This is a genomic window from Chryseobacterium sp. UNC8MFCol (assembly GCF_000482305.1).
Lineage (GTDB): Bacteria > Bacteroidota > Bacteroidia > Flavobacteriales > Weeksellaceae > Chryseobacterium > Chryseobacterium indologenes.
The window spans coordinates 437,632-459,199 of sequence record NZ_AXUZ01000003.1; the positions used below are offsets into that span (position 1 = coordinate 437,632).

A 21,568-nucleotide genomic window follows, 5' to 3' on the forward strand; every position below is an offset into this window, starting at 1 on the left:
GACAAAAAAACATTGATATGAGATGGACAGACGACAGGGGCGGAAACGTTGATGACCGCCGTGGCTCCGGAGGCGGAGGAGGTGGCATGATCGTAGGTGGTGGCCTTGGAACTTTAATTATAGCTGCAATCGTTTTCTTTCTGGGTGGCGATCCTTCCGGCATTCTGAATTCCGGCAGCATTCAGTCTTCAGGAAATACGGGAGAAAGAAGAGAGCTCACTACACAGGAAAAACAGATCGGAGAAATGGTCGATATGATGGCCAAATGGAATATCCTTACCTGGGATCAAATCTTTAAAGAAAATGGAATGACTTATAGCGCGCCTGAGGTTGTTCTTTTTGAAAATACAACACAATCAGCTTGTGGTACTGCTCAATCTGCTATGGGACCATTCTATTGCCCTGCAGATCAGAAAGTATATATGGATATGAGCTTTTTCGGTGAACTTCAGCAGAAATTTGGAGCTAAAGTAACTGAATTTACAGTAGCTTATGTTCTCGCCCACGAAGTAGGACATCACGTGCAGACTCTTTTAGGAACTACTCAAAAAGTGGATGCATTGAGAAGAAGCGGAAGATATTCGGAAGCTGACATGAACAGAGTTTCTGTTGCCACAGAACTTCAGGCTGATTTCTATGCAGGAGTCTGGGCAAAAAGAACAAATGACAGCAAGCATATCCTGGAGCCTGGCGATATTGAGTCTGCAATAGATGCTGCACAAGCTGTTGGAGACGATAATATTCAGAAGAGATCACAGGGGTATGTGAACCAGGAAAGCTTTACACATGGCTCATCTGCACAGCGTAAGGAATGGTTTATGAAAGGTTATAACACCGGTGATATCAGACAGGGAGATACTTTCAACCAACTTTTGAAATAATAAAACAGACTTACATTATACAATAAATGCCAGTGAATATATCACTGGCATTTTTACTTTCTCGCCATTTAATAAAGCTGATTTTATTTCTATCCTATTGATTTAAACCTAACAGGTTTAATTTATTATCTAATTTATTGTAATTCAATCGGATTGGTGTTCTTTTTTGCTTCCTCCTTCACTCTTTCCTCCATTCTTTTTCTCATATCAGCAGGATTTTGGTTTCCGCCGCCGCCGGCTCCTCTTCCTCCACCAATTCTGGTTGTGGAAAACCCACCCTGGCTACCGCCTTGCATAAATGACATGGGATCAGTTTTAAACTTTTGTTGCTGCTTAACAAAATCTGTTCGCTTCACTTTTAAGGTATTTCCAAACTGGTTTAGAGTAGGAAAGTCAGTGATCTTATAGTTCTTCATCAAATCAAAAGAATAATCTCCTTTATCATCCTCCACTTTCACAATCAGTCCCGGAAGTCCTCCGAATTTATAAGGTCCGTCCTGATAAGGAAGATCCGTAGTGAACCAGGCCGTCCATTTTCTGCCGCCAAAATCTGCTTCTGCCTTCTGAACCTTATATTCTCCTATTTTCATAGTTTCAGAAGATATTTTCCAATTCAGAGGCCGATCTTCTTCATACGAATACTGATCTCTGCCAATTCTGTCTTTTAAATATATTTTCTGATTGGTTTTGTCTTTTTCAACAGTATAATTGATGTTGGTTCTCAATCCTTCCATCTGATCTCTGTTGATACTTCCTCTTCCACCGCCACCCTGAAAGGCTTTTTGCATAATCGAATCCCTTTTAATCCGGTTTTCAGAATAAAATACTGATTTCTCAGCAGAAATATCAAGATATGCATTTTCCGTCTTGATATCCCCCTTATTTTCTATATCCGGTTTCATGGTTACCTGGTAAACAAACCTGTTAACCTGTGCAGAGATCATTTGCACGAAAAGAGTCAGAATAATAATACCTGTTTTTTTCATAATATTTTATTTCTTATTGAACATAGCATTTAAAAATCATCTCATTTTCAGCTTATTCAATTTATAGATTAAAAACCACTTTCAAGGTTAAATTAAAATCACAATTCTCAATCAATGCACATAAAATTTAGGTAAACATGAGCCTTCATTAAGGTAAAATTAACCCTATTAATATCAGAATCATTAAAATAGATATCTTCGATTTGAGATTGCGGAAATTAGTTCGTATTTTTGCATCATTAAATCATTCTAAATAAATACAATGATAAAAGTATCAGACTATGCAAAGGAGAAAGCCATTCAGTTAATGACTGAAGATGGTTTTAACCCTGCTGAAGATTATATACGAGTGGGGGTAAAAAGCGGCGGATGCTCTGGTTTAGAGTATGTTTTAAAGTTTGACAACCAAAAAACAGACACAGATCAGATTTTTGAAGATAATAACATTAAAATTATTATAGATAAAAAATCCATCCTTTATTTAGCGGGAACAACTCTTGAATATTCAGGAGGATTGAACGGAAAAGGGTTTGTTTTTAATAACCCGAACGCATCCAGAACATGTGGATGTGGAGAATCATTTAGTCTATAAAGAAAAGACATAAGATATTGGATTTCAGAGCTCAGATACATCTTCAAGCTCTGAAATCTAAATCTGAACTCTAAAAAATAATAATGAGTAAATATACTGAAGACGATTTAAGAGTCGATCTAGAAAATAAAAAATATGAATTCGGTTGGGAAACCAAAATTGATTATGAAGATTTCCCAACGGGTTTAAATGAAGACATCATCCGTGCTATCTCGGCTAAAAAAGAGGAGCCTGAATGGATGACTGAATGGCGTCTGGAATCTTTCAAAATCTGGTTAAAAATGGTAGAACCCAATTGGGCGAATATCAAATATGAAAAACCTGATTTTCAAGCAATCCGTTACTATGCTGCTCCTAAGGCAAAACCGGAATTGGAAAGCCTTGATCAGGTAGATCCGGAATTATTGAAGACTTTTGAAAAGCTAGGGATTAATATCGAAGAACAGAAAAGACTCTCAGGAGTTGCTGTAGATATTGTAATTGACTCAGTTTCTGTGAAAACAACTTTCCAGGATACATTGGCAGAAAAAGGAATTATCTTCTGTTCTATCTCTGAGGCTATTAAAAATCACCCGGACCTGGTAAGAAAATATCTTGGAAAAGTAGTTCCAAGAGGAGATAACTTTTACGCAGCATTGAATTCCGCAGTATTTTCTGACGGAAGTTTCTGCTATATTCCTAAAGGTGTAAAATGCCCAATGGAGCTTTCTACATATTTCCGTATCAATCAGGCAGGAACAGGTCAGTTTGAAAGAACACTTGTCATCGCTGACGAAGGAAGCTATGTTTCTTACCTTGAAGGATGTACTGCACCATCAAGAGATGAGAACCAGCTTCACGCTGCTGTGGTAGAGTTAATTGCTCTGGATAATGCCGAAATCAAATATTCAACCGTACAAAACTGGTACCCGGGGAATGAAGAAGGAAAAGGAGGAGTATTCAACTTTGTAACGAAAAGAGGACTTTGTGAAAGAAATGCAAAGATCTCATGGACACAGGTTGAAACAGGTTCCGCGGTAACATGGAAATACCCATCTTGTATTTTGAAGGGTGATAATTCTATCGGGGAGTTCTACTCTATCGCAGTAACCAACAACCACCAGTACGCTGATACCGGAACAAAAATGATCCACATTGGAAAAAATACCAAATCTACGATCATCTCCAAAGGTATTTCTGCAGGAAAATCTCAGAACTCTTACAGAGGTCAGGTAAAAGTAATGCCTTCTGCAAAAGGGGCGAGAAACTTCTCTCAGTGTGACTCTTTATTGATGGGTAATGAGTGTGGGGCCCACACTTTCCCTTATATCGAGATCAAAGATCCTACAGCCCAGCTGGAGCACGAAGCTACAACTTCAAAAATCGGGGAAGATCAGATCTTCTACTGTAACCAGAGAGGTATCGATACAGAAAGAGCAATTGCATTGATCGTAAATGGTTTCAGTAAAGAAGTATTAAATAAGCTTCCAATGGAATTTGCTATTGAAGCACAGAAACTGTTGGAGATTTCATTAGAAGGATCAGTAGGATAAAAGCATGATAGCTACAGAAAGATTAATCTTAAGAAAGCCTGCAAAAGAAGATTTTGAAAGATTCTTTGAGATTAATCATGACCCTGAAACCAATATTCATAATCCAAGTGGCTCCATGAGTTTTGAAAAAGCAGAAGGTACATTTACCAGAATGCTTGAACACTGGGAAAAGTATCATTTCGGAAGCTGGGCAATTGCTGAAAAGCAAAACCCTGAAAATATAATAGGTTTTGGTGGGCTGAGCTACAGACTCTACGGAGAAGAAGAAAAATTGAATTTAGGTTATCGTTTTGCTTCCCAGGCATGGGGGAAAGGATATGCCACAGAATTCACAAAGAAAGCTATAAATGTAGGGATTAATGAAGACAATACAGAAATTTTTGCCATTGTCCGTCCCAACAATTTAGCTTCTGTTAAAGTTTTAGAAAAGGCAGGCATGATCAAAATCGGGACGCTAAATGACGTTCCTGGTCAACCTGAAAGTTTAGTATATCGAATTCAAAAATAATTTGTTTAAGCAAATAAAATGTTAGAAATTAAAAACCTTCACGCCAAAATTGAAGATGGCGCAGAAATATTAAAAGGGATTAATCTTGAAATAAAGCCGGGTGAAGTTCACGCTATCATGGGGCCAAACGGAGCAGGTAAATCTACCCTTTCTTCCGTAATCGCAGGAAAAGAAGATTACGAAGTAACCGGTGGAGAGATTCTTTTCGAAGGAGAAGACATCATCGAGGATGCTCCTGAAGATAGAGCTCACAAAGGGATTTTCCTTTCTTTCCAGTATCCTGTGGAAATTCCGGGAGTTTCGGTAACGAACTTTATTAAGGCTGCTTTAAACGAAACAAGAAAAGCCAACGGATTATCAGAAATGCCGGCAAAAGAAATGCTTGCATTAATCCGTGAAAAGTCTGAGAAATTGGGAATTAAAAAAGATTTCCTTTCAAGATCACTCAACGAAGGATTCTCCGGAGGTGAAAAGAAGAGAAACGAGATCTTCCAGATGATGATGCTTAATCCTAAATTAGCTATTCTTGATGAGACAGATTCAGGATTAGATATCGATGCTTTAAGAATCGTAGCAGATGGAGTAAACCACTTTAAAAATGAAGGAAATGCAGTTCTTTTGATCACTCACTATCAGAGATTGCTAAACTATATTCAACCTGACTTCGTTCACGTTTTAGCTAACGGAAAAATCATCAAAACAGGTGACAAATCTCTGGCATTGGAACTTGAAGAAAAAGGGTACGACTGGCTTCTTAACTAAGAAGAAAATCAATTATTTCAGAGGTTAAAATTTTCGCTGTCATTCTGGAATGAAATAGCAAAATAAAGAATCCTTAATCATAAGAATTGAGATTCCCATTCCTCGGAATGACAATATTTTAGTTCACATAAAAAGAAAAAATGGTGCAAACCACAGATATACCAGTAATGGCATTAAAAGAACAAATTATAGAAAACCATAATGAATTTTTGGAGGCTCTTCGTCACAGGTTTCTTGATGATGAAAGAAAAGCAGCTCTTCAAAGATTTGAAAACCTTGGTTTTCCGACAAAGAAAGACGAAGAATATAAATATACCAACCTGAAGGAGATCACGGAAAAGAACTACAACTTTTTTCCTAAAGAGAACCACAATATCACCAAAGAACAGTTTGACCAACTGCATCTGGGTGAAGAAAATTTTGATTGGATCGTTTTTGTCAACGGAAAACTTCACAAAGAGCTTTCAAAAGTTTCTATTGAGAATGTAGAATTCCTTTCATTCAATTATGCATTGAATGATGAGAAACACAAAGAAGTTTTTGAAAAATATTTCAATACGATTGCCTCTAAGGAATTGGCCTTCACCAACCTTAATCTTGCTTACTGCAAATACGGATTCTTTTTAAAGGTTCCCAAAAATGTAGTGATTGAAAAACCGATCCATGTTTTCTACATTTCTCAAAATCAGGAAGAAAACACTTTCTATAACACAAGAAATCTGTTAATCGTAGAAGAAGGAGCGAAAGTAGAGGTTATTGAAAGCCATCATAATTTTGACAGTACGTATGTATTGACAAACTCCGTGACGGAGATTTTCACTTATCCGAATGCAAAAGCAGACTGGCATAAACTTCAAAACGACAACAATACTTCTTACCTTGTAGATCATACGTTTGCAAGACAGGAAAAAGACAGCTTAACCACTGTCAATACATTCTCTTTCGGAGGGAAACTGGTAAGAAATAACCTTGATTTTATTCATAATGGATCCAACATCAATTCATTCATGAACGGAATCACGATTATCGGAAAAGACCAACTGGTAGACCATCACACGGCAGTTCATCACAACTTCCCGAACTGTGAAAGCTACCAAAACTATAAAGGTATTTATGATGGTAATGCACACGGCGTTTTCAACGGAAAAGTTTTTGTTGATAAAATTGCTCAGAAAACCAATGCTTACCAGCAGAATAATAACGTTTTACTAAGCGAAGGCGCCAGTATCGATACCAAACCACAGTTGGAGATCTTTGCTGATGATGTAAAATGTTCTCACGGTTGTACCGTAGGCCAGCTTAACGAAGATGCCCTGTTCTATCTCAGAGCAAGAGGTATTTCTAAAAAAGAAGCTCAGGCATTATTATTATATGCATTTGCCAATGATGCCATGCAAAACATCGACATTGAGCCATTAAAAGAAAAAATTTCAAAGCTATTGGCTGAGAAATTAGAAGTAGATATAGAATTTTAGACTTATATATTTGATAATAATAAAGCACTTCATTTTGAAGTGCTTTTTATTTTTTACAGCAATTATTTTTTTAACCAGCCCTGATTGTCTTTATTATCAGACCGTTTCTTTCCGTTGTCTATATTATAGGCAAACCCTACCCCTAAAGTCTGTTTAAGCTGGGTTTTCCGGATTTGATTATGATCATATAAAAGGTCTAAGGTGATATTGGAAGAGATATACTTGTTGATCTTCATATTTAAGATAGCACCATATGCAAGAACCAATCTGTCCGGGTGATCCAGGTAGTTTGAAAATACAGAGGCAGTATTGGTAAGATTAATATTTTCCATAATTTTAATCTTATACATTGCCGTTCCCAGGAAACCGAACTGGAATAGAGAAGAATCACCATCATTTTTAAGTCCGTAAGTTCCTGCTCTCTGCAGATCTTTATCCAGTACGAAAGTCCATCTTGCATTCGCCGGACGTAAAGTCACGGTAAGATTATCATTTGGTCTGTACGTTACACCGGCACCCAGATTCAGAAATCCGGGAGCAAAGAAATTTGAGATCTTTTTAGCATCCGGATTGTTTCCATCCTCGTAACCCGGAGCAAACTGAGTCTGAAGACTTGCACCCGCTGATATATACCAATGCTTGGCAAATTCTCTACCATAGTTTGTAGAAAGGTTGATCACATCCTGGGTTTTTCTTACTCCTGTACCTTGGGTATTATTCTGTCCATAGCCAAGAATAATAATATTTTCCCAAAGATCTTTACCTTTTTCATAGGTAAGATTGTAATTGACACCGGCAAGCCAGCCTACGTTATTGGCTCCCCCTCCTACCCAGTTCGAGAAGGCAGCCTGATTAAGCATTAGTGTATTTTGTCCCTGGATAGACCAGGCTTTAACGGTATCTGCAACAGGTGCGTCAGTTTTTGTTTCTTGCGCGGTTGCCATAGCCCCAAAAGAAATGGAAGCGACCAATAAAAGTTTTTTCATAATTCAAGGATTTCCTGCAAATGTATAAATAATAATTCACGCCCCTGATAAAATTCACTTTAAAATGAATTTAACAACACTAAATTCATCCCTATAATCCAATGAAATTAAAGTATTTACCCTTTTATTTTACAATCTCCAAACTTAAAAAAACTTAAAACATCAATCCCGTAAAAACAAAAAAGCACTCCGTTGTGGGAGTGCTTTTCATTATTAAAGTTGATTGTAAATCTATTTTTTATTAAGCCACCACTGGCTGTCTTTACGGTCTGAGCGCTTTACCCCGTTATCCAAGGTGTAGGCAAATCCTATTCCCAATGTCTGCTTAAGCTGAGTTTTTGCTATCTGATTATGATCATATAGTAAATCCAGGGTTACATTGGATGAGATATATTTATTGACTTTTAAATTTAAAATCGCTCCATAGGCCAATACCAATCGATCGGGATGATCAAGATAGTTAGAGAAAACAGAAGCTGTATTGGTCAGATAAATATCTTCCATAATTTTCATCTTATATATTGCAGTTCCCAGAAAACCGAACTGTAGTAAAGAAGTATCTCCATCACTTTTTAAACCATAAGTTCCGGCCAGCTGAAGGTCTTTATCCAGTACAAAAGTCCATCTGGCGTTGACAGGACGTAAAGTAACGGTTAAATCATCATTAGGCCTATACGTGATACCCACACCGACGTTCAAATATCCGGGAGCCATGAAATTTGAAATTTTCTTTGCTGCAGGATTATTCCCGTCTTCATATCCTGGCGCAAATTGTGACTGTAAACCGGCGCCAGAAGAAAAATACCAGCTCTTGGAAAACTTTCGCCCATAATTGGTTGAAAGATTAATCATATCCTGAGTTTTTCGGACCCCGAGCCCTTTAGTATCATTTTGCCCATATCCAAGGATGATGATATTCTCCCAAAGGTCTTTATCTTTTTCATAGGTCAGATTATAATTTACTCCGGCAAGCCACCCCACATTGTTGGCTCCCCCTCCTACCCAGTTTGAAAAGGCAGCCTGGTTAATCATCAAGGTATTTTTTCCTAAAACCGACCAGTATTTGATGGTATCTACCACTACCGAATCTTTCTTTAATTCCTCTTGTGCACTCGCGTAAATCCCTACAAAAAAGGAAAGAATCAATAAAAATCGCTTCATTACTCCAAATAAATTTTAATGTAAAAATAGTTAATATAATTTTTTTTGAAAAATTATTAAGTACGATAAAAATTTCACCGTTGTCGTTTACATTATTACTTGTAGTAGCTAAGTTATAAAATCTGTGCCAAAACAAAATGTAATACAATATAAAATTGATACCTTTTGTCTTAAAATCAGATGGGTAGAAAAATTTCATCGCCAAATTTTCCGAAATTGATCATTGGCTTTTGATTTGACGTAAAATCCTCATGTTCAAAAATGTAATTTCCAAAAGAGCGATTATATATCCGTTGCTGATGTTATCTGCAATGTGGTTCGGGTACTTTTTACAACTGCAGGGCTTTTTTGGAAGTTGCTTTGGAGCCATTATTCCATTATTGCCTGAAGGATTATTGGGGATTATCACCTCTCCTCTTCTTCACGGAAATATAGATCATATCATAGGAAACTCAATTCCAATTGCGGCACTGATGTTTTTGTTATACCAATTCTACCCGCTTGTCGCCAATAAAGTTTTTCTTATGGGATGGGTAGCAACCGGGCTTTTGGTCTGGCTTCTTCCCCCTATTGATATCTTCACAGGAGATTATATGTACACCTGTACCATTGGAGCCAGTGGCGTGGTATATGTCCTTGCTTTTTTCCTTTTCTTCAGCGGTGTATTCAAGTGGAATACAAAACTGCTGACCATCTCGATGCTTGTTGTACTATATTACGGAAGTCTGGTATGGGGAATGCTTCCTGAAGAGCTCTTTTATAATATGCAGGAACCCAGCAAAATATCCTGGCAGGCGCACCTTTCCGGAGCTCTGGTAGGAAGTATTCTCGCCTTTACGTTTAAAAATGTAGGAGAAAAAAAGAAAAGATTCATCTGGGAATTTCCTAATTATTATAGCGAAAAAGATGACAAATTATGGCAGGAATACAAAGAAAATCACCCTGAGGATTTCCTCGAACTTCCCTATAAAAAAAGAGATGATATTTGGGATCATTTGGATGAACTAAGGAAAAAATAAAAACTATTTACTACATTTGAAAAAAAACACACATGATTTCCGAAGAACATCTTTTTGCCGTCGCCCTTCGCGAATGCAGCCAGATTGGCGACATCAATTTTCATAAGCTCGTCCGAACCTTTGGAAGTGCTCAGGCAGCATGGAAAAACGCAAAGAAAAACTATAAAAAAATAGAAGGCATGGGCTACAAAACCGTTTCTGACATTGGAAACGAAGCTCATCTGAAATTTGCAGAAAAGGAACTTAAATTTTGCGAAAAAAATAATATTCAAATCAAATTAAGGTTCCTTAATGAAATCCCTTTCCTTTTGAACGAATGTACAGATGCTCCTGCTATTTTATATCAAAAAGGAGATCCTGATAATGTACTCCCCAAAGTAAGTATTGTAGGGACAAGAAATATGACCCCATACGGCAAGCAATTTATTGAAGACTTCTTTGAAGCTTCGCAATCCTCAAAATATGCCACCGTCAGTGGGCTTGCGCTGGGAGTTGACAAGGAAGTTCATGAGCAGTCAATCCACAACAAAAAGCCTACAATTGCAGTTCTTGCGCATGGTTTTCAGTTTTTATATCCTGCAAAAAACAGAAGACTTTCAGAAAAAATACTGGACGAGGGAGGCACACTTCTCACGGAATTCAGCTCTTCGAGAAAACCGGACCGGGAAAACTTTATTCAGAGGAACAGAATTGTTGCGGGAATTTCACCCGCCACTATTGTCGTTGAAACCGGTTTTGGGGGCGGATCTGTAAGTACCGCGTCCTTTGCCAATGATTACAACAGAGAGGTTTTTGCCCTTCCCGGAAAAATAACAGACCGTTTCAGCCAGGGATGTAATCAGTTGATTTTCCAAAATAAAGCCACAGCAATCTCCAGTATAAAAGATCTTGTACAGATGCTTGGTTTTAATAATCCGAGAGAAAAAATTGAAGAGCTTTTCCCGCATAGCGAAACATCAATACAATTATCTGAAGATCAGGATTCAATATATCATTTCATCAAAGATAATCCGCAGATTTCGCTGGACGATCTGACACAGGGAATTTCGCTCCCTTCCTATAAAATATTACCGATAATTCTTGAACTGGAGCTTTTAGGGAAAGTAAAATCGTTTTCCGGGAGACAATTTATAGCAATTTAAGATTTAACGATTTCTTAATATTGCATTATTTCATACATAACATTTCATTTTTAATAAAATTTGATCATAAATTATTAATTTAATAATATTTCGAAACATTATTATTTAATTTTTAACAATCTTAAAATAGAGTGTTGTGAATCTTGAAAAAAAAATTAAATTTGTTGACAATAATATTCAACCTTAATATAATGGAACAATATAATATTGACCAGAAAATCCAAGAGTTTATTGCAAAAATTGAAGCAAAAAATCCTAATGAGCCGGAATTCTTACAGGCTGTAAAAGAAGTTGCCGTAACAGTAATCCCATTCATTGCTACCAAGAAAGAATATACAGGAATGAAGCTGCTTGAAAGAATGGCTGAAGCTGAAAGAATTATTATCTTCAGAGTTCCATGGGTTGATGATAAAGGAGAAATTCAGGTTAACAGAGGTTTCAGAATTCAAATGAACTCTGCTATTGGTCCATACAAAGGGGGAATCCGTTTCCATCCTACTGTAAACTTATCAGTTCTTAAGTTCTTAGCTTTCGAGCAAGTATTCAAAAACTCTTTAACGACATTGCCGATGGGTGGTGGTAAAGGAGGTTCAGATTTCGATCCACAAGGTAAATCTGATATGGAAGTAATGCGTTTCTGCCAGGCTTTCATGACAGAATTATGTAAGCACATCGGTCCTGAAACAGACGTTCCTGCAGGAGATATTGGTGTTGGAGCTAGAGAAATCGGTTACCTTTTCGGACAATATAAGAAAATCAGAAACGAATTTACAGGAGTTCTTACAGGAAAAGGACTTGCTTACGGAGGATCATTAATCCGTCCTGAAGCTACAGGATACGGAGTTGTATACTTCGCTGAGCAGATGCTTAAAACAATCGGACAAGATTTCCAGGGTAAAACAGTAACGGTATCAGGTTTCGGAAACGTAGCTTGGGGAGTTATCAAAAAAGCAACTGAACTTGGGGCTAAAGTAGTGACTATTTCTGGTCCTGACGGATATATCTACGATAAAGATGGTATCAGCGGAGAAAAAATCGATTATTTATTAGAATTGAGATCTTCCGGAAACAACAGAGCTGAGGATTATGCTAAAAAATATCCATCTGCTGAATTCCACGCTGGAAAACGTCCTTGGGAAGTGAAGTGTGATGTAGCATTCCCTTCTGCAACTCAAAACGAACTAGACCTAGAAGATGCAAGAGTATTAGTTGAAAACGGATGTGTTTGTGTTACTGAAGCAGCAAATATGCCTTCTACACTAGATGCTATCAACTATTTCTTAGACAATAAAGTATTATTCTCTCCTGGTAAAGCTTCCAATGCCGGAGGTGTTGCTACTTCAGGATTGGAAATGACGCAAAACTCTATCCGTCTGAACTGGACTTCTGAAGAGGTTGACGCAAGATTAAAGGAGATCATGATCGGTATTCACAAAGCTTGTAGAGACTACGGAAAAGACGAAGATGGGTATGTAAACTACGTGAAAGGGGCAAATATTGCAGGCTTCGTAAAAGTTGCAGAAGCAATGTTGGCTCAAGGAGTTGTGTAACTAAAAAATACAAAGGTTGGGAAAAACTCCCGACCTTTTTTGATATAGCCTGTTCCCGGGAAAATGGGAAAAAAGTAAAAAGTGAAAGGAGAAAGCGTTGCTATATGCAGCGCTTTTTTTATTTTTATATAATGCAAAACACATTAAAAAATATTGATGAATACATTCTTTTGTTCCCGACAGATGTTCAGATGAAATTGCTTGAAATCAGAAAGCATATTCATACACAAGTTCCGGATATAGAGGAGTATATCGGATATCAGATACCCGCTTTCAAATATAAGGGTAAGCCTTTGGTGTACTTTGCCGGCTACAAAAAACACATTGGTTTTTATCCCGGAGCAGAAGGTATTAAAAACTTTGAAAAAGATTTTGAGAAAATGCATTATAAATTTTCAAAAGGAGCTGTACAATTCCCTGTCAATGAAGAGATTCCGCTGGAATTAATCAGCAGGATCATCGCGTTCAGAATTTTGGAAATTGATCAGAAAAAATCCTGAAATACAATATTTCAGGATTGCGACTAGTGTTTGCTAAAGTATGATCACTTTTTCTTTTTAGATTTCTTTTCTTCTTTGCTTGCTTCAGCAGGTTTTGTAGCTTCCGCAGTAGCTGCAGGGGTTGCTTCGGCGGCAGGAGCTGCAGCCTCAGCTGTTGTACTTTGCTTGACTTCACCTGTCTTTGTTGTAGTGTTCCATTCAGTGGTAGTCTGAGCTTTCTGTGGTTGCGTGTTGGTTGTTGTCTGCGTATTTGTTGTACTTTCAGCCGGTTTCTGAGGTGTTGTCTGGGCCGATACTGCGATTATTCCGACTAAAGTAAACGCGGCCGTAAAAAATAACTTTTTCATAATGTAATATTTTAAATGATTGTTTAAGCTAAACGAGACACCATTTAAAAAAATTATGTGTAACACACTTATTTAACGTACTTTATAACATTTTAAGAGGAATTTGGAAAAAGTCGTAATCTTGCAAAGATTGAGACCCTTAGGCAGGGAGTTACTTCGAAATGTTCTTCATCATCCTTTCAACAAACTCAAATGCAGCAGGACAAATCACAGTATTTTTAAGCATTAAATGGTTGATCTGGTAGATTTTCTTACGATCTGTATGCGGATATTCTCTGCAGGCTTTCGGCCGTACTTCATAGATAGAACATGTATTGTCACTATTCAGGAAAAAGCAGGGAAGGTTCTGCAATACTTTATCGTTATCTTCATCTACCCTTAAAAATTTAGCTTCAAAATCAGCCTGTTTCATCCGAAGGTGTCTGGCAATGCGCTCAATATCTTTTTCGGTATATAACGGACCTGTAGTTTTGCAGCAATTGGCACATTGCAGGCAATCGATTTCATCAAAAACTTCTTCATGGGTTTCCTGAACTATATAATCGAGATTTTTGGGCGGTTTCTTTTTCAGTCCGTCCAGAAATTTCTTATGCTCTTTTTGCTTTTGTAAAGCCTGTTTTTTATAAACTTCTAAATTCATTTACTCATTATTTCCCTTTGAAACAGGAAGATCTTCCTTTTGATATTCGTTAATTTTATCTAAATCCAGCACCGTACTCTGATGCCCTTTATCCGGATAATACATCGGAATAAACTTCGCTCCGTATATAATCTCTCCTGTAACATAGGACGATCTCTGAACCACGGTATTGGAGAAGACCTCGTCAAAGGCACGCACCTGAATAATCAACTCAATATCCGTATTTTTAAAATCGTCTTCAGAAAAGCCATAAAAAGGCGAATTTTCATCAATTTTATGAACAACAGTCCAGTTGAGTGCCAGCGTATTAATTTTGCTCAGCTGGGTTTCCAATCTGTAAAAATTACTTTTGGGAACACCATCTTCAATAACTTCAATAGCCGCAGAAACGATAACATCAGCATCTGTAAGGGCATTATTTTTATAGGGAGCCAATCTGAACATCAAAGCTGTAGACTGCTTAAAAGGAGCAATAACAGCTATATCAGAAAATCTTAAATAAGCTCTTGGCCTGGAGAATCTTCCATAAAAAAGTCCTGTAGCAATGGCAAAGGTAAGCAATCCTAAAAAAGCCTCAAAAGTAGCGACAAGACTTGCCAAAAAACCAACGGGTGCAATTCGTCCGTATCCTACCGTTGTAAAGGTTTGTGAACTGAAGAAAAAGACATCGATAAATTCATTTACTGGATCACTTTTATCTATCCCGGTAAGATGTTGTACGCCGATAAGATAGTAGATCATCGCAAAAGCAAGATTAATCAGAATATAGGAAATCAACAAATAGGAAAGAAATCGGAATGTAGACAGATTGAGCATCGTATGATACCAACTGAGCCTGTTAAAAACATTCACTCCCGTTCGTCGAACGTTCGGAAGGCCATCTTTATTAATAAACCTTCCTGAGGCATTGCTGCCAAAACCGCTGTTTTCCGTATTATTCTGACGGATTTTTTTCTTGAATCCACGGGTCATTTGTACACTTTTTAAAACATTCGTGAGCACTGTGCAGATCAACTGATGCCAATACCAGCCTTATCCTCCACTTTTTATTTAAAAAAACAAAGTTAAGAATAGAATCCGTTTGTTTTCTTTAATCTCCAAAAAAAGACAGAAGTAACAAAACCCCTGTCTTTTTTTGTATTCTGTAAAAGAAGTACTTATATAGTCTGTGCCGGAGATTCCATCACCGTTACGCTTACATTGCTGACTGATTTTACAATCCCCGATTCTCCATGTACATTTGAAATAAAATTAGGAAAATCTTCAACCGGAAAGGCCCAGTAATAATGTCCGTTTACCGGTGAAGGGAAGTTAGCCAGAAGATTTCCGGATAATTTCATAGGCACAAAGTATTCAACAGAAGACCCTTTCACTTTCGTCAGAATTGAAATAGTCTTTTTGGAATGGGCCGGTACTACGGTTTTGTAGGTACTGGTTTGTGTAATTTCTTCAGAACTTTCTGTGCCTTCGGTAGTATCACCTCCCACCACAACTTTAGTACTGGCAGTAGCTTTTGCTACCAACGGAATATCGACAGATACAGAAGCTCCTACTTCAAATGATCCGGAAACGGTACGCTTCCATGAAGTTGAATAGCCCTTTTTATACGAATAGGTAACCGTGATCTCACTTTCCCTGTCACCATTATTGATGGCTTCCGTGGTATAAGCATCATCCGGCAGGTCAACTCCATTGGTTTTTATCTTTACGTCCGGTGCTCCCAAAACAACTGACACATTGGGACTGGCTGCACTGTTCCGGGTATCGCCATCTACGGATAAATCAGGATTAAAAATAATTCCATCCGGAACCTGACCGGAGTAGGCAAAAATATTTTTGAGCCTCGTTCTTTCCCCTGAAAAATTCACATCATAACCCATATCTTTCAAATGATTTGCTTTAAAAGAGATTTCTTTACTTCCGTCAGATATGCTACGGCTTGTACCGGGGCTTTCGGGCAATTTAAATTCGTCTACGATTTTCCATCCTTTTTGAAGCATTTCAGCTTCTGTCATCTGTGTCCGTTTAAAATCGGTATAGCTCAGGTTTTCGGCATCATCACTCACAGAACCTACTTCATCTCTTGCACATGAAGCAGTAACTGAGAGAACTACCAGAACTAAAATAGAATTGATTTTTTTACGCATTTTTATGATTTTTTAGTGTTTAATAATTAAATTTACAAAAATCATATCACTTATTATGCATTTTTTACGAATTAAATAATTTTAACATTTCAATCGAATGGTCATTTCCTTTATTGCTTCTTTATGAGATTTATCAATTTAAAAATCAACTTTTTTATTTGATTTAGACTAACTTTGAAATATGAAAAAGCTGGAATCAAGAGAAGATATTGAGCACCTCGTCAACTCATTTTATGCAAAAGTCGTTAAGGATGAAACGATTGCATTCTTTTTTAATGACGTTGCTAAAGTGGATTGGGATAAACATCTTCCGAAGATGTATTCTTTTTGGGAATCTATTCTTTTCGGGCAAATGACTTATAAAGGAAATCCAATGGGAGCACATTTTCCCATCAATGAAATAGCAGCGATGGAACAGAAACATTTTGATAAGTGGCTAGAGCTATGGAAAATGACCATCGAGGAAAATTTCGCAGGTGAAAATGCAGACATGGCCATCTACAAATCCGAAAATATTGCCAGACTAATGGCATTCAAAATGGAGCTGGCCAGAAGGCTGTAATAAAAGACCGGAAAGCATTCCGGAGGCTGTCCTAAGGAACGATGACCGTGAATATATAAGCTGCCAGGTTCACCAGAAGCACCGTTCCGTATAGGATATTGGTTTTTCCGCGGCTTAATGAAAGCATTACAATAAATACAGATAAGGATAGTAAAATAATATCTTTTTTATCTAATCCGAGTACCAAAGGAATGTCATACATGATACACACCACAGAAACGGCTGGAATGGTAAGTCCGATACTTGCTAAGGCTGACCCCAAAGCAAGGTTTAAGCTGGATTGGATCTGATTGGCTCTTGCTGCCCGAATGGCTGCAACTCCTTCGGGAAGAAGTACTACACCTGCTATAATGACTCCGACTAAAGATTTCGGAGCTCCTACACTCTGTACCATCCCTTCAATAGTATCAGATAATCCTTTCGCCATTAAAACCACGATCACCAGACAAACGACTAAAAAGCCAAAACTAATCAGAGTCTTTGGTAGTGAAGGAATATAATGCTCTTCAGGATGCTCATCAGGAACAATGAAATAACTTCTGTGTCTCACCGTCTGCACCATCAGAAAGACACCATAGATAATCAGGCAGGCAATGGATACAAAAATAAGCTGGGCCTGGTTATAGAAAGGTCCGTTGACACTTGAAGTAAAATTAGGAAGAACAAGGGTAAGAATAAGAATTGAAACCGTACTCACAAGATAAGTGGTAGCTGAGGTTCTGGCAAAGAATTGCTCATGATACTTCACGCCTCCCACCAATATACAGATTCCCAGAATACCGTTAAGAATGATCATCACAGCAGCAAAAACCGTATCTCTGGCCAGCGTGATCGCCTGATCTCCGCCGGCAACCATCAGTGAGATGATCAAAGCGACTTCAATAATGGTAATACAAAGCGCGAGAATGATTGTCCCGAAAGGTTCTCCTACTTTATGAGCAACCATTTCTGCATGGTGGACTGCCGATAATACGCTTCCGATTAATAAAATACCTGCTACAATATCATAAATGACTCCGTTTCCCATCAATCCAAGGAAGTAATAAACAACTGCAAGGACAGGAAAAATGTAAGTGTAATGTAAAAATTCTTTTAATTTCATATAGTGTCTACAAAATACAAAAAATCTATAAATTTTGAAATATCAAAAGAAAATATTAATAATATTTTAATGAGGCCAGAAGCTAAAATCCTGAAAATCCGTCAACATATGAAATAATAGCCCGATGGCAACAATTCTGATATTCCCTTTAAAAAATAGCATCAAAAAATACACCGCAATGGCATAATAAGAATGTAAAAAATGATATCCTATACTATTTCTTGAAGGATCAAAAACGGGATTGGCAAAAAGATGATCGAGGTCTACCAGCATGGTGGCAAGAAGAATAAGGTATACTTTCTTCCAGTTTTCACGATAAAAGATTAGAGCTATAAATACGGGGAACACTAAGTGCAAAAAATAATGTGTACAGGTTTTGAGCAATGCTATTTCTGATGGTGCCATTACTATTTATTTTATATGGTTACCACCGTAAAATTAAGGGTAATTTTCCTTTTCTTGCTTTTATTTTCAACCAATAGTTTTGTGACTTATTAGCATACAACACATAATCGATATCCGAAATGATCCTTTTTTCAGTTTCATTGAGTGTTTTCAGGGAAGAATATAGCAGGGAATTGTTTCTGATTAAAATATAATTTTGCTTTAACGGGGGTAAGGATATGAACCGGTTTTCTGAAGATTGTATAATAAACCCGTTGTCATGTTGTTTAACTTCATTGGGTTGAAAAGGGATTGCCGTAAATTGATTTTCGCTGTTGATCCACTTTTTAGACTGAAAATATTCCCCGGTTTTCTCCGGATCTTTAGTCTGAAATTCAATGATATACTGAGGCTGCGTAATCTTCTGAAAAGTTGTTTTCTCAATTTCATTAAAATTCTCGTCATAATCATAACTGACAATGGTATCATTAACCTGTTTGAGATCTGCGGTCACTTTAACGTAAGATGCCTGCAAGGAATCTGAAATACCCTTATTGAAAAAACGGGCAAAGGATCTGATATTGTCCTTATCTAGTTCCAGCTGAGTACAATGATTTCCAGGCAGTGTTTTTGCGGCGATAAAATTAAAAATATCCGAATTTGAGTTGTTCTTTATTTCGATATTATCATCGTTGAGGTCAATTGCAAAATTTTGAATTCCAGATTCTGAAATGAAGGAGAAACTCCCTAATGTGTTATGAATAAACTGATCTGCATTCCACACCGCTTGTACGGGTTTTTGGAAAAGTTGCTTCTGAATCATCCCAAAAGCTTTATCAGATGTTCCTGCCAATACAAGATCACCATTGACAAATACGGAAATCTGATCTTTTTGAAAATAGCCGTTCTTTTTATCTGTAAAATTTTGCTTCTTCAGAAAAGCAATGAATTTTGGGGTGTCTTTAAGCTCGATGACCGTATACCATTCTGAAAACCTGGTCCCTTTTATATGAAAAACTTGTAAAAAATCCGGAATTTTAATTCCACAATTACTCAGCGAGCCGGAATTTTTATTTTTTGTTTTTTTTCCGGACCAATGTGATGGATATAGTATCATCTTGAAGAGATATTGTCCCGTTAATTTCTTCGTATCGACCAAAAAAACAGCATCTGTGTTCTCAGGAATATATCTGAGGTCTTTATCCTTATAAAAACCCACAAAATAAACCAGCACGGCTAACAACAGCAATAACGGGATAACAATCTTCTTTTTGTTCATCTACAAAATTTGTGGCTTTTTTTCTTTTTCTTTTGTGTTGAAGATCTGATTAAATATATCAAAGAAATACATCAGACTGTTTTCAGAAGAGCCTTTGATATCATAATCCATTTCAGTGCGGATACTCTCTCCTTTCACCTCTGTTTTGTAGTAGAGCTCTCCTACATTCTTCCTGATGGCCTCCAGTGTTTTTCTCTCTTTAGGACTTTTGAATTCTTTATCTAAACCTGTTAAAAGCTTTTGAATATCCAGTCTTCCCGACAGAGGATATTTAGCAGAATCTTTCGCCCATTTTCTGGATACCGAAGACTGGCTGACCGGTACAATATTGTCTGCAGAACTCATCAGATACACGACTCCGTCTTTTACTGTAAAAAACAGCTGATCGATATATCCACCGTCTTTGGATTCTTTAAAGGTGTACATATCTCCTGTTTTTGAAAATCGTTTAGCCAGCTTTTTATGAGTAGCGAGTACATCAAAAATACGGTTCCAATAGGCTTCATTCTCAGTTGCAAATGCGAAAGTAAAGTTGGGAACAGCGATTTCCTTGGTTTTCTTCACCTCTTTTTCATTGAACTCGGCATCGTATTCATAATCGGTATATTCAACCGTTTTGGATTTCAGCTCGTTTAAAACAAAGATTCCGTTTCCGGGAGCTATTTTAGCAATGGCTTCTTCATCCAGTACAATTTTCATCGTTTCCATAATGAGTTCCATTTCTTTTTTATATTCATGTTCTCCGGAATTCTGCAGAAGGCTGTACATCATATCAAAACATTTTGCCCCATTCACATTCATCACATAATAACCCACGCTTTTTTCATTGATGAGTTCCAGCAGTTTCCTGTTTTTCTTCCCTTTGTAAATGGCGGATATATTCTTTTGAATTTCAGAATTTTTATGCTGATAATTATTGACGAGCCTTACTTTGTCTTTGTCAAAATACAAATTGTACGCATAGTTGGAGTTGTACATGTTCTTGAAGAACTGCCCATAAGTATAATCTTTAGTCATTTTACCATAGAGCCCGTCATTAACTATTCTGCCGTAATCTGCATAGACAAAGACATCTGAATTGGCATCCCTGAAAGCCAGCATTTCTTCAGGAACCTCTATTTCGAAATTTGAACTGAAAAACTGATCGAACCTTTCTTCAGCATTCTTTTTAACCATCAGGAATTTTTCTCTGCGGATAGAGTCCTGTTCTTTCTGGTAGGCTTTATTTTCCTCTTCATATGCTTCCTCAGACTTGCTTTCTTCTTCATATTTTTCTCCGTCTTCTTTTTGCTGAGGATATGCATGATGTTTCTGGAGATACTTGATATCTTTCTGGATTCTTGCTATTTCCAGATTATTGTCTTTGATGTTTTCCTTAAGGTATTTTATATTTTCTCTTAGCTCCTTGATTTCCTCTTTATAATCAAACGGTTTTTCCGGCTCATCATTGTAAACGCTATCTACAGCTACACCATCAGCAACGGCAACGGCAGTACTGTCTGTCACTGCATCTGCTTCCCAATAGTCCTTATGGGGCTTGGTATAGCTTATCATACTAAGAACTGCACGGCTTCCGTTCCAGCCAACAAAAACGTCATCATTGATATCCACATAGGAATAATTGTTTTTCTTAGAAACCTCCTGCCCTTTTTTCTTTATAGAGTTTACGAATTCCTGAAACTTTTCTTTATTATCAATGATGAAATGAGTGTTATAGGTCTTGATAGAGTCATTAAGGCTGGCATAATGATACTGAGCAGCGTCGTATTTGATTCCTGTCTTTGAATAATCCGTCCATGAGCTATTTTCTTTGCTCTTTTTGTTGAGTTCGTGCAACAATGGGTTCAGCTTATCCCAGTTGATTTTATTATTGAGCTGTTTTCCGTTGACTTCCATATAGAATACAGCGTCAGATGGGATTTTCAGGCTATTCTGGGCAAAACCCATGGTAAACCCGAAGATTATGAAAACAATTTTTTGTGTTTTTAATAAGATAGATTTCATGACTATAGT

The 21,568-nt window shown here is 37.3% G+C and carries 22 protein-coding genes; 11 read left to right on the forward strand and 11 right to left on the reverse strand.

Annotated features, from left to right (window positions below; all coding sequences use genetic code 11):
- Positions 1 to 17 precede the first annotated feature (17 nt).
- Complete coding sequence (locus tag M030_RS0101990; RefSeq protein WP_027372004.1) at positions 18 to 881, forward strand: neutral zinc metallopeptidase; 864 nt, start codon at positions 18 to 20, stop codon at positions 879 to 881.
- Positions 882 to 1,015: 134 nt separating this feature from the next.
- Here M030_RS0101990 and M030_RS0101995 read toward each other — a convergent pair whose 3' ends face one another.
- Entirely contained in the window at positions 1,016 to 1,867 is an 852-nt protein-coding gene (locus M030_RS0101995; RefSeq protein ID WP_027372005.1) for a GLPGLI family protein, read from the reverse strand.
- A 262-nt stretch (positions 1,868 to 2,129) separates the two neighbouring features.
- Here M030_RS0101995 and M030_RS0102000 point away from each other — a divergent pair, with 262 nt between their 5' ends.
- The 5 genes from M030_RS0102000 to sufD all read left to right on the forward strand — a co-directional run bounded on the left by M030_RS0102000 (position 2,130) and on the right by sufD (position 6,736).
- Positions 2,130 to 2,459, forward strand: a complete 330-nt coding sequence (locus M030_RS0102000; RefSeq protein WP_027372006.1) for a HesB/IscA family protein — start codon at positions 2,130 to 2,132, stop codon at positions 2,457 to 2,459.
- Between the two features lie 83 nt (positions 2,460 to 2,542).
- Positions 2,543 to 3,991, forward strand: coding sequence for a Fe-S cluster assembly protein SufB (gene sufB / locus M030_RS0102005; protein ID WP_027372007.1), 1,449 nt, complete (start codon positions 2,543 to 2,545; stop codon positions 3,989 to 3,991).
- A 4-nt stretch (positions 3,992 to 3,995) separates the two neighbouring features.
- Positions 3,996 to 4,499, forward strand: coding sequence for a GNAT family N-acetyltransferase (locus M030_RS0102010; RefSeq protein WP_027372008.1), 504 nt, complete (start codon positions 3,996 to 3,998; stop codon positions 4,497 to 4,499).
- 18 nt (positions 4,500 to 4,517) lie between these two features.
- The gene (gene sufC / locus M030_RS0102015) at positions 4,518 to 5,261 is read left to right on the forward strand and encodes a Fe-S cluster assembly ATPase SufC (protein ID WP_027372009.1); all 744 of its coding nucleotides are present in this window, start codon (positions 4,518 to 4,520) and stop codon (positions 5,259 to 5,261) included.
- A 167-nt stretch (positions 5,262 to 5,428) separates the two neighbouring features.
- Positions 5,429 to 6,736 carry a Fe-S cluster assembly protein SufD gene (gene sufD, locus M030_RS0102020; RefSeq protein ID WP_027372010.1) on the forward strand — a complete coding sequence of 436 codons (1,308 nt, stop codon included), beginning with the start codon at positions 5,429 to 5,431 and terminating at the stop codon, positions 6,734 to 6,736.
- 62 nt (positions 6,737 to 6,798) lie between these two features.
- Here the strand turns inward: sufD and M030_RS0102025 are convergent, their stop codons facing one another.
- The gene (locus tag M030_RS0102025) at positions 6,799 to 7,722 is read right to left on the reverse strand and encodes a DUF3078 domain-containing protein (protein WP_027372011.1); all 924 of its coding nucleotides are present in this window, start codon (positions 7,720 to 7,722) and stop codon (positions 6,799 to 6,801) included.
- A gap of 231 nt (positions 7,723 to 7,953) precedes the next feature.
- Positions 7,954 to 8,883 carry a DUF3078 domain-containing protein gene (locus M030_RS0102030; RefSeq protein ID WP_027372012.1) on the reverse strand — a complete coding sequence of 310 codons (930 nt, stop codon included), beginning with the start codon at positions 8,881 to 8,883 and terminating at the stop codon, positions 7,954 to 7,956.
- A gap of 251 nt (positions 8,884 to 9,134) precedes the next feature.
- On the opposite strand from M030_RS0102030, the gene M030_RS0102035 reads away from it, so the two are divergent.
- From M030_RS0102035 to M030_RS0102050, 4 genes are all read left to right on the forward strand, one after another.
- On the forward strand, positions 9,135 to 9,902 hold the full coding sequence (locus M030_RS0102035) for a rhomboid family intramembrane serine protease (RefSeq protein ID WP_027372013.1): 768 nt from the start codon (positions 9,135 to 9,137) through the stop codon (positions 9,900 to 9,902).
- A gap of 32 nt (positions 9,903 to 9,934) precedes the next feature.
- Positions 9,935 to 11,044, forward strand: a complete 1,110-nt coding sequence (gene dprA, locus M030_RS0102040) for a DNA-processing protein DprA (RefSeq protein ID WP_027372014.1) — start codon at positions 9,935 to 9,937, stop codon at positions 11,042 to 11,044.
- Between the two features lie 191 nt (positions 11,045 to 11,235).
- Positions 11,236 to 12,594: an NADP-specific glutamate dehydrogenase gene (gdhA, locus tag M030_RS0102045; protein ID WP_027372015.1), complete on the forward strand. Its 1,359-nt coding sequence runs from the start codon at positions 11,236 to 11,238 to the stop codon at positions 12,592 to 12,594.
- A gap of 131 nt (positions 12,595 to 12,725) precedes the next feature.
- Entirely contained in the window at positions 12,726 to 13,094 is a 369-nt protein-coding gene (locus M030_RS0102050) for an iron chaperone (protein WP_027372016.1), read from the forward strand.
- Between the two features lie 44 nt (positions 13,095 to 13,138).
- Here M030_RS0102050 and M030_RS0102055 read toward each other — a convergent pair whose 3' ends face one another.
- The 4 genes from M030_RS0102055 to M030_RS0102070 all read right to left on the reverse strand — a co-directional run bounded on the left by M030_RS0102055 (position 13,139) and on the right by M030_RS0102070 (position 16,228).
- Positions 13,139 to 13,441 carry a hypothetical protein gene (locus M030_RS0102055; protein ID WP_027372017.1) on the reverse strand — a complete coding sequence of 101 codons (303 nt, stop codon included), beginning with the start codon at positions 13,439 to 13,441 and terminating at the stop codon, positions 13,139 to 13,141.
- Between the two features lie 151 nt (positions 13,442 to 13,592).
- Positions 13,593 to 14,081: a YkgJ family cysteine cluster protein gene (locus M030_RS0102060; protein ID WP_027372018.1), complete on the reverse strand. Its 489-nt coding sequence runs from the start codon at positions 14,079 to 14,081 to the stop codon at positions 13,593 to 13,595.
- Complete coding sequence (locus tag M030_RS0102065; RefSeq protein ID WP_027372019.1) at positions 14,082 to 15,053, reverse strand: ion channel; 972 nt, start codon at positions 15,051 to 15,053, stop codon at positions 14,082 to 14,084.
- A 185-nt stretch (positions 15,054 to 15,238) separates the two neighbouring features.
- Positions 15,239 to 16,228, reverse strand: coding sequence for a hypothetical protein (locus tag M030_RS0102070; RefSeq protein WP_027372020.1), 990 nt, complete (start codon positions 16,226 to 16,228; stop codon positions 15,239 to 15,241).
- Between the two features lie 181 nt (positions 16,229 to 16,409).
- Between M030_RS0102070 and M030_RS0102075 the strand changes: the two genes are divergently transcribed.
- Complete coding sequence (locus M030_RS0102075) at positions 16,410 to 16,790, forward strand: group III truncated hemoglobin (RefSeq protein WP_027372021.1); 381 nt, start codon at positions 16,410 to 16,412, stop codon at positions 16,788 to 16,790.
- 31 nt (positions 16,791 to 16,821) lie between these two features.
- On the opposite strand, the gene M030_RS0102080 is transcribed toward M030_RS0102075, so the two are convergent.
- The 4 genes from M030_RS0102080 to M030_RS0102095 form a co-directional block, all read right to left on the reverse strand.
- A complete protein-coding gene (locus M030_RS0102080) occupies positions 16,822 to 17,892 on the reverse strand; it encodes a calcium:proton antiporter (protein ID WP_027372022.1) in 1,071 nt (356 codons plus the stop codon).
- 66 nt (positions 17,893 to 17,958) lie between these two features.
- Entirely contained in the window at positions 17,959 to 18,297 is a 339-nt protein-coding gene (locus tag M030_RS0102085; protein ID WP_172494084.1) for a DUF6122 family protein, read from the reverse strand.
- A gap of 19 nt (positions 18,298 to 18,316) precedes the next feature.
- A complete protein-coding gene (locus M030_RS0102090; RefSeq protein ID WP_027372024.1) occupies positions 18,317 to 19,555 on the reverse strand; it encodes a hypothetical protein in 1,239 nt (412 codons plus the stop codon).
- Positions 19,556 to 21,559 carry a hypothetical protein gene (locus M030_RS0102095; RefSeq protein WP_027372025.1) on the reverse strand — a complete coding sequence of 668 codons (2,004 nt, stop codon included), beginning with the start codon at positions 21,557 to 21,559 and terminating at the stop codon, positions 19,556 to 19,558.
- Positions 21,560 to 21,568 lie beyond the last annotated feature (9 nt).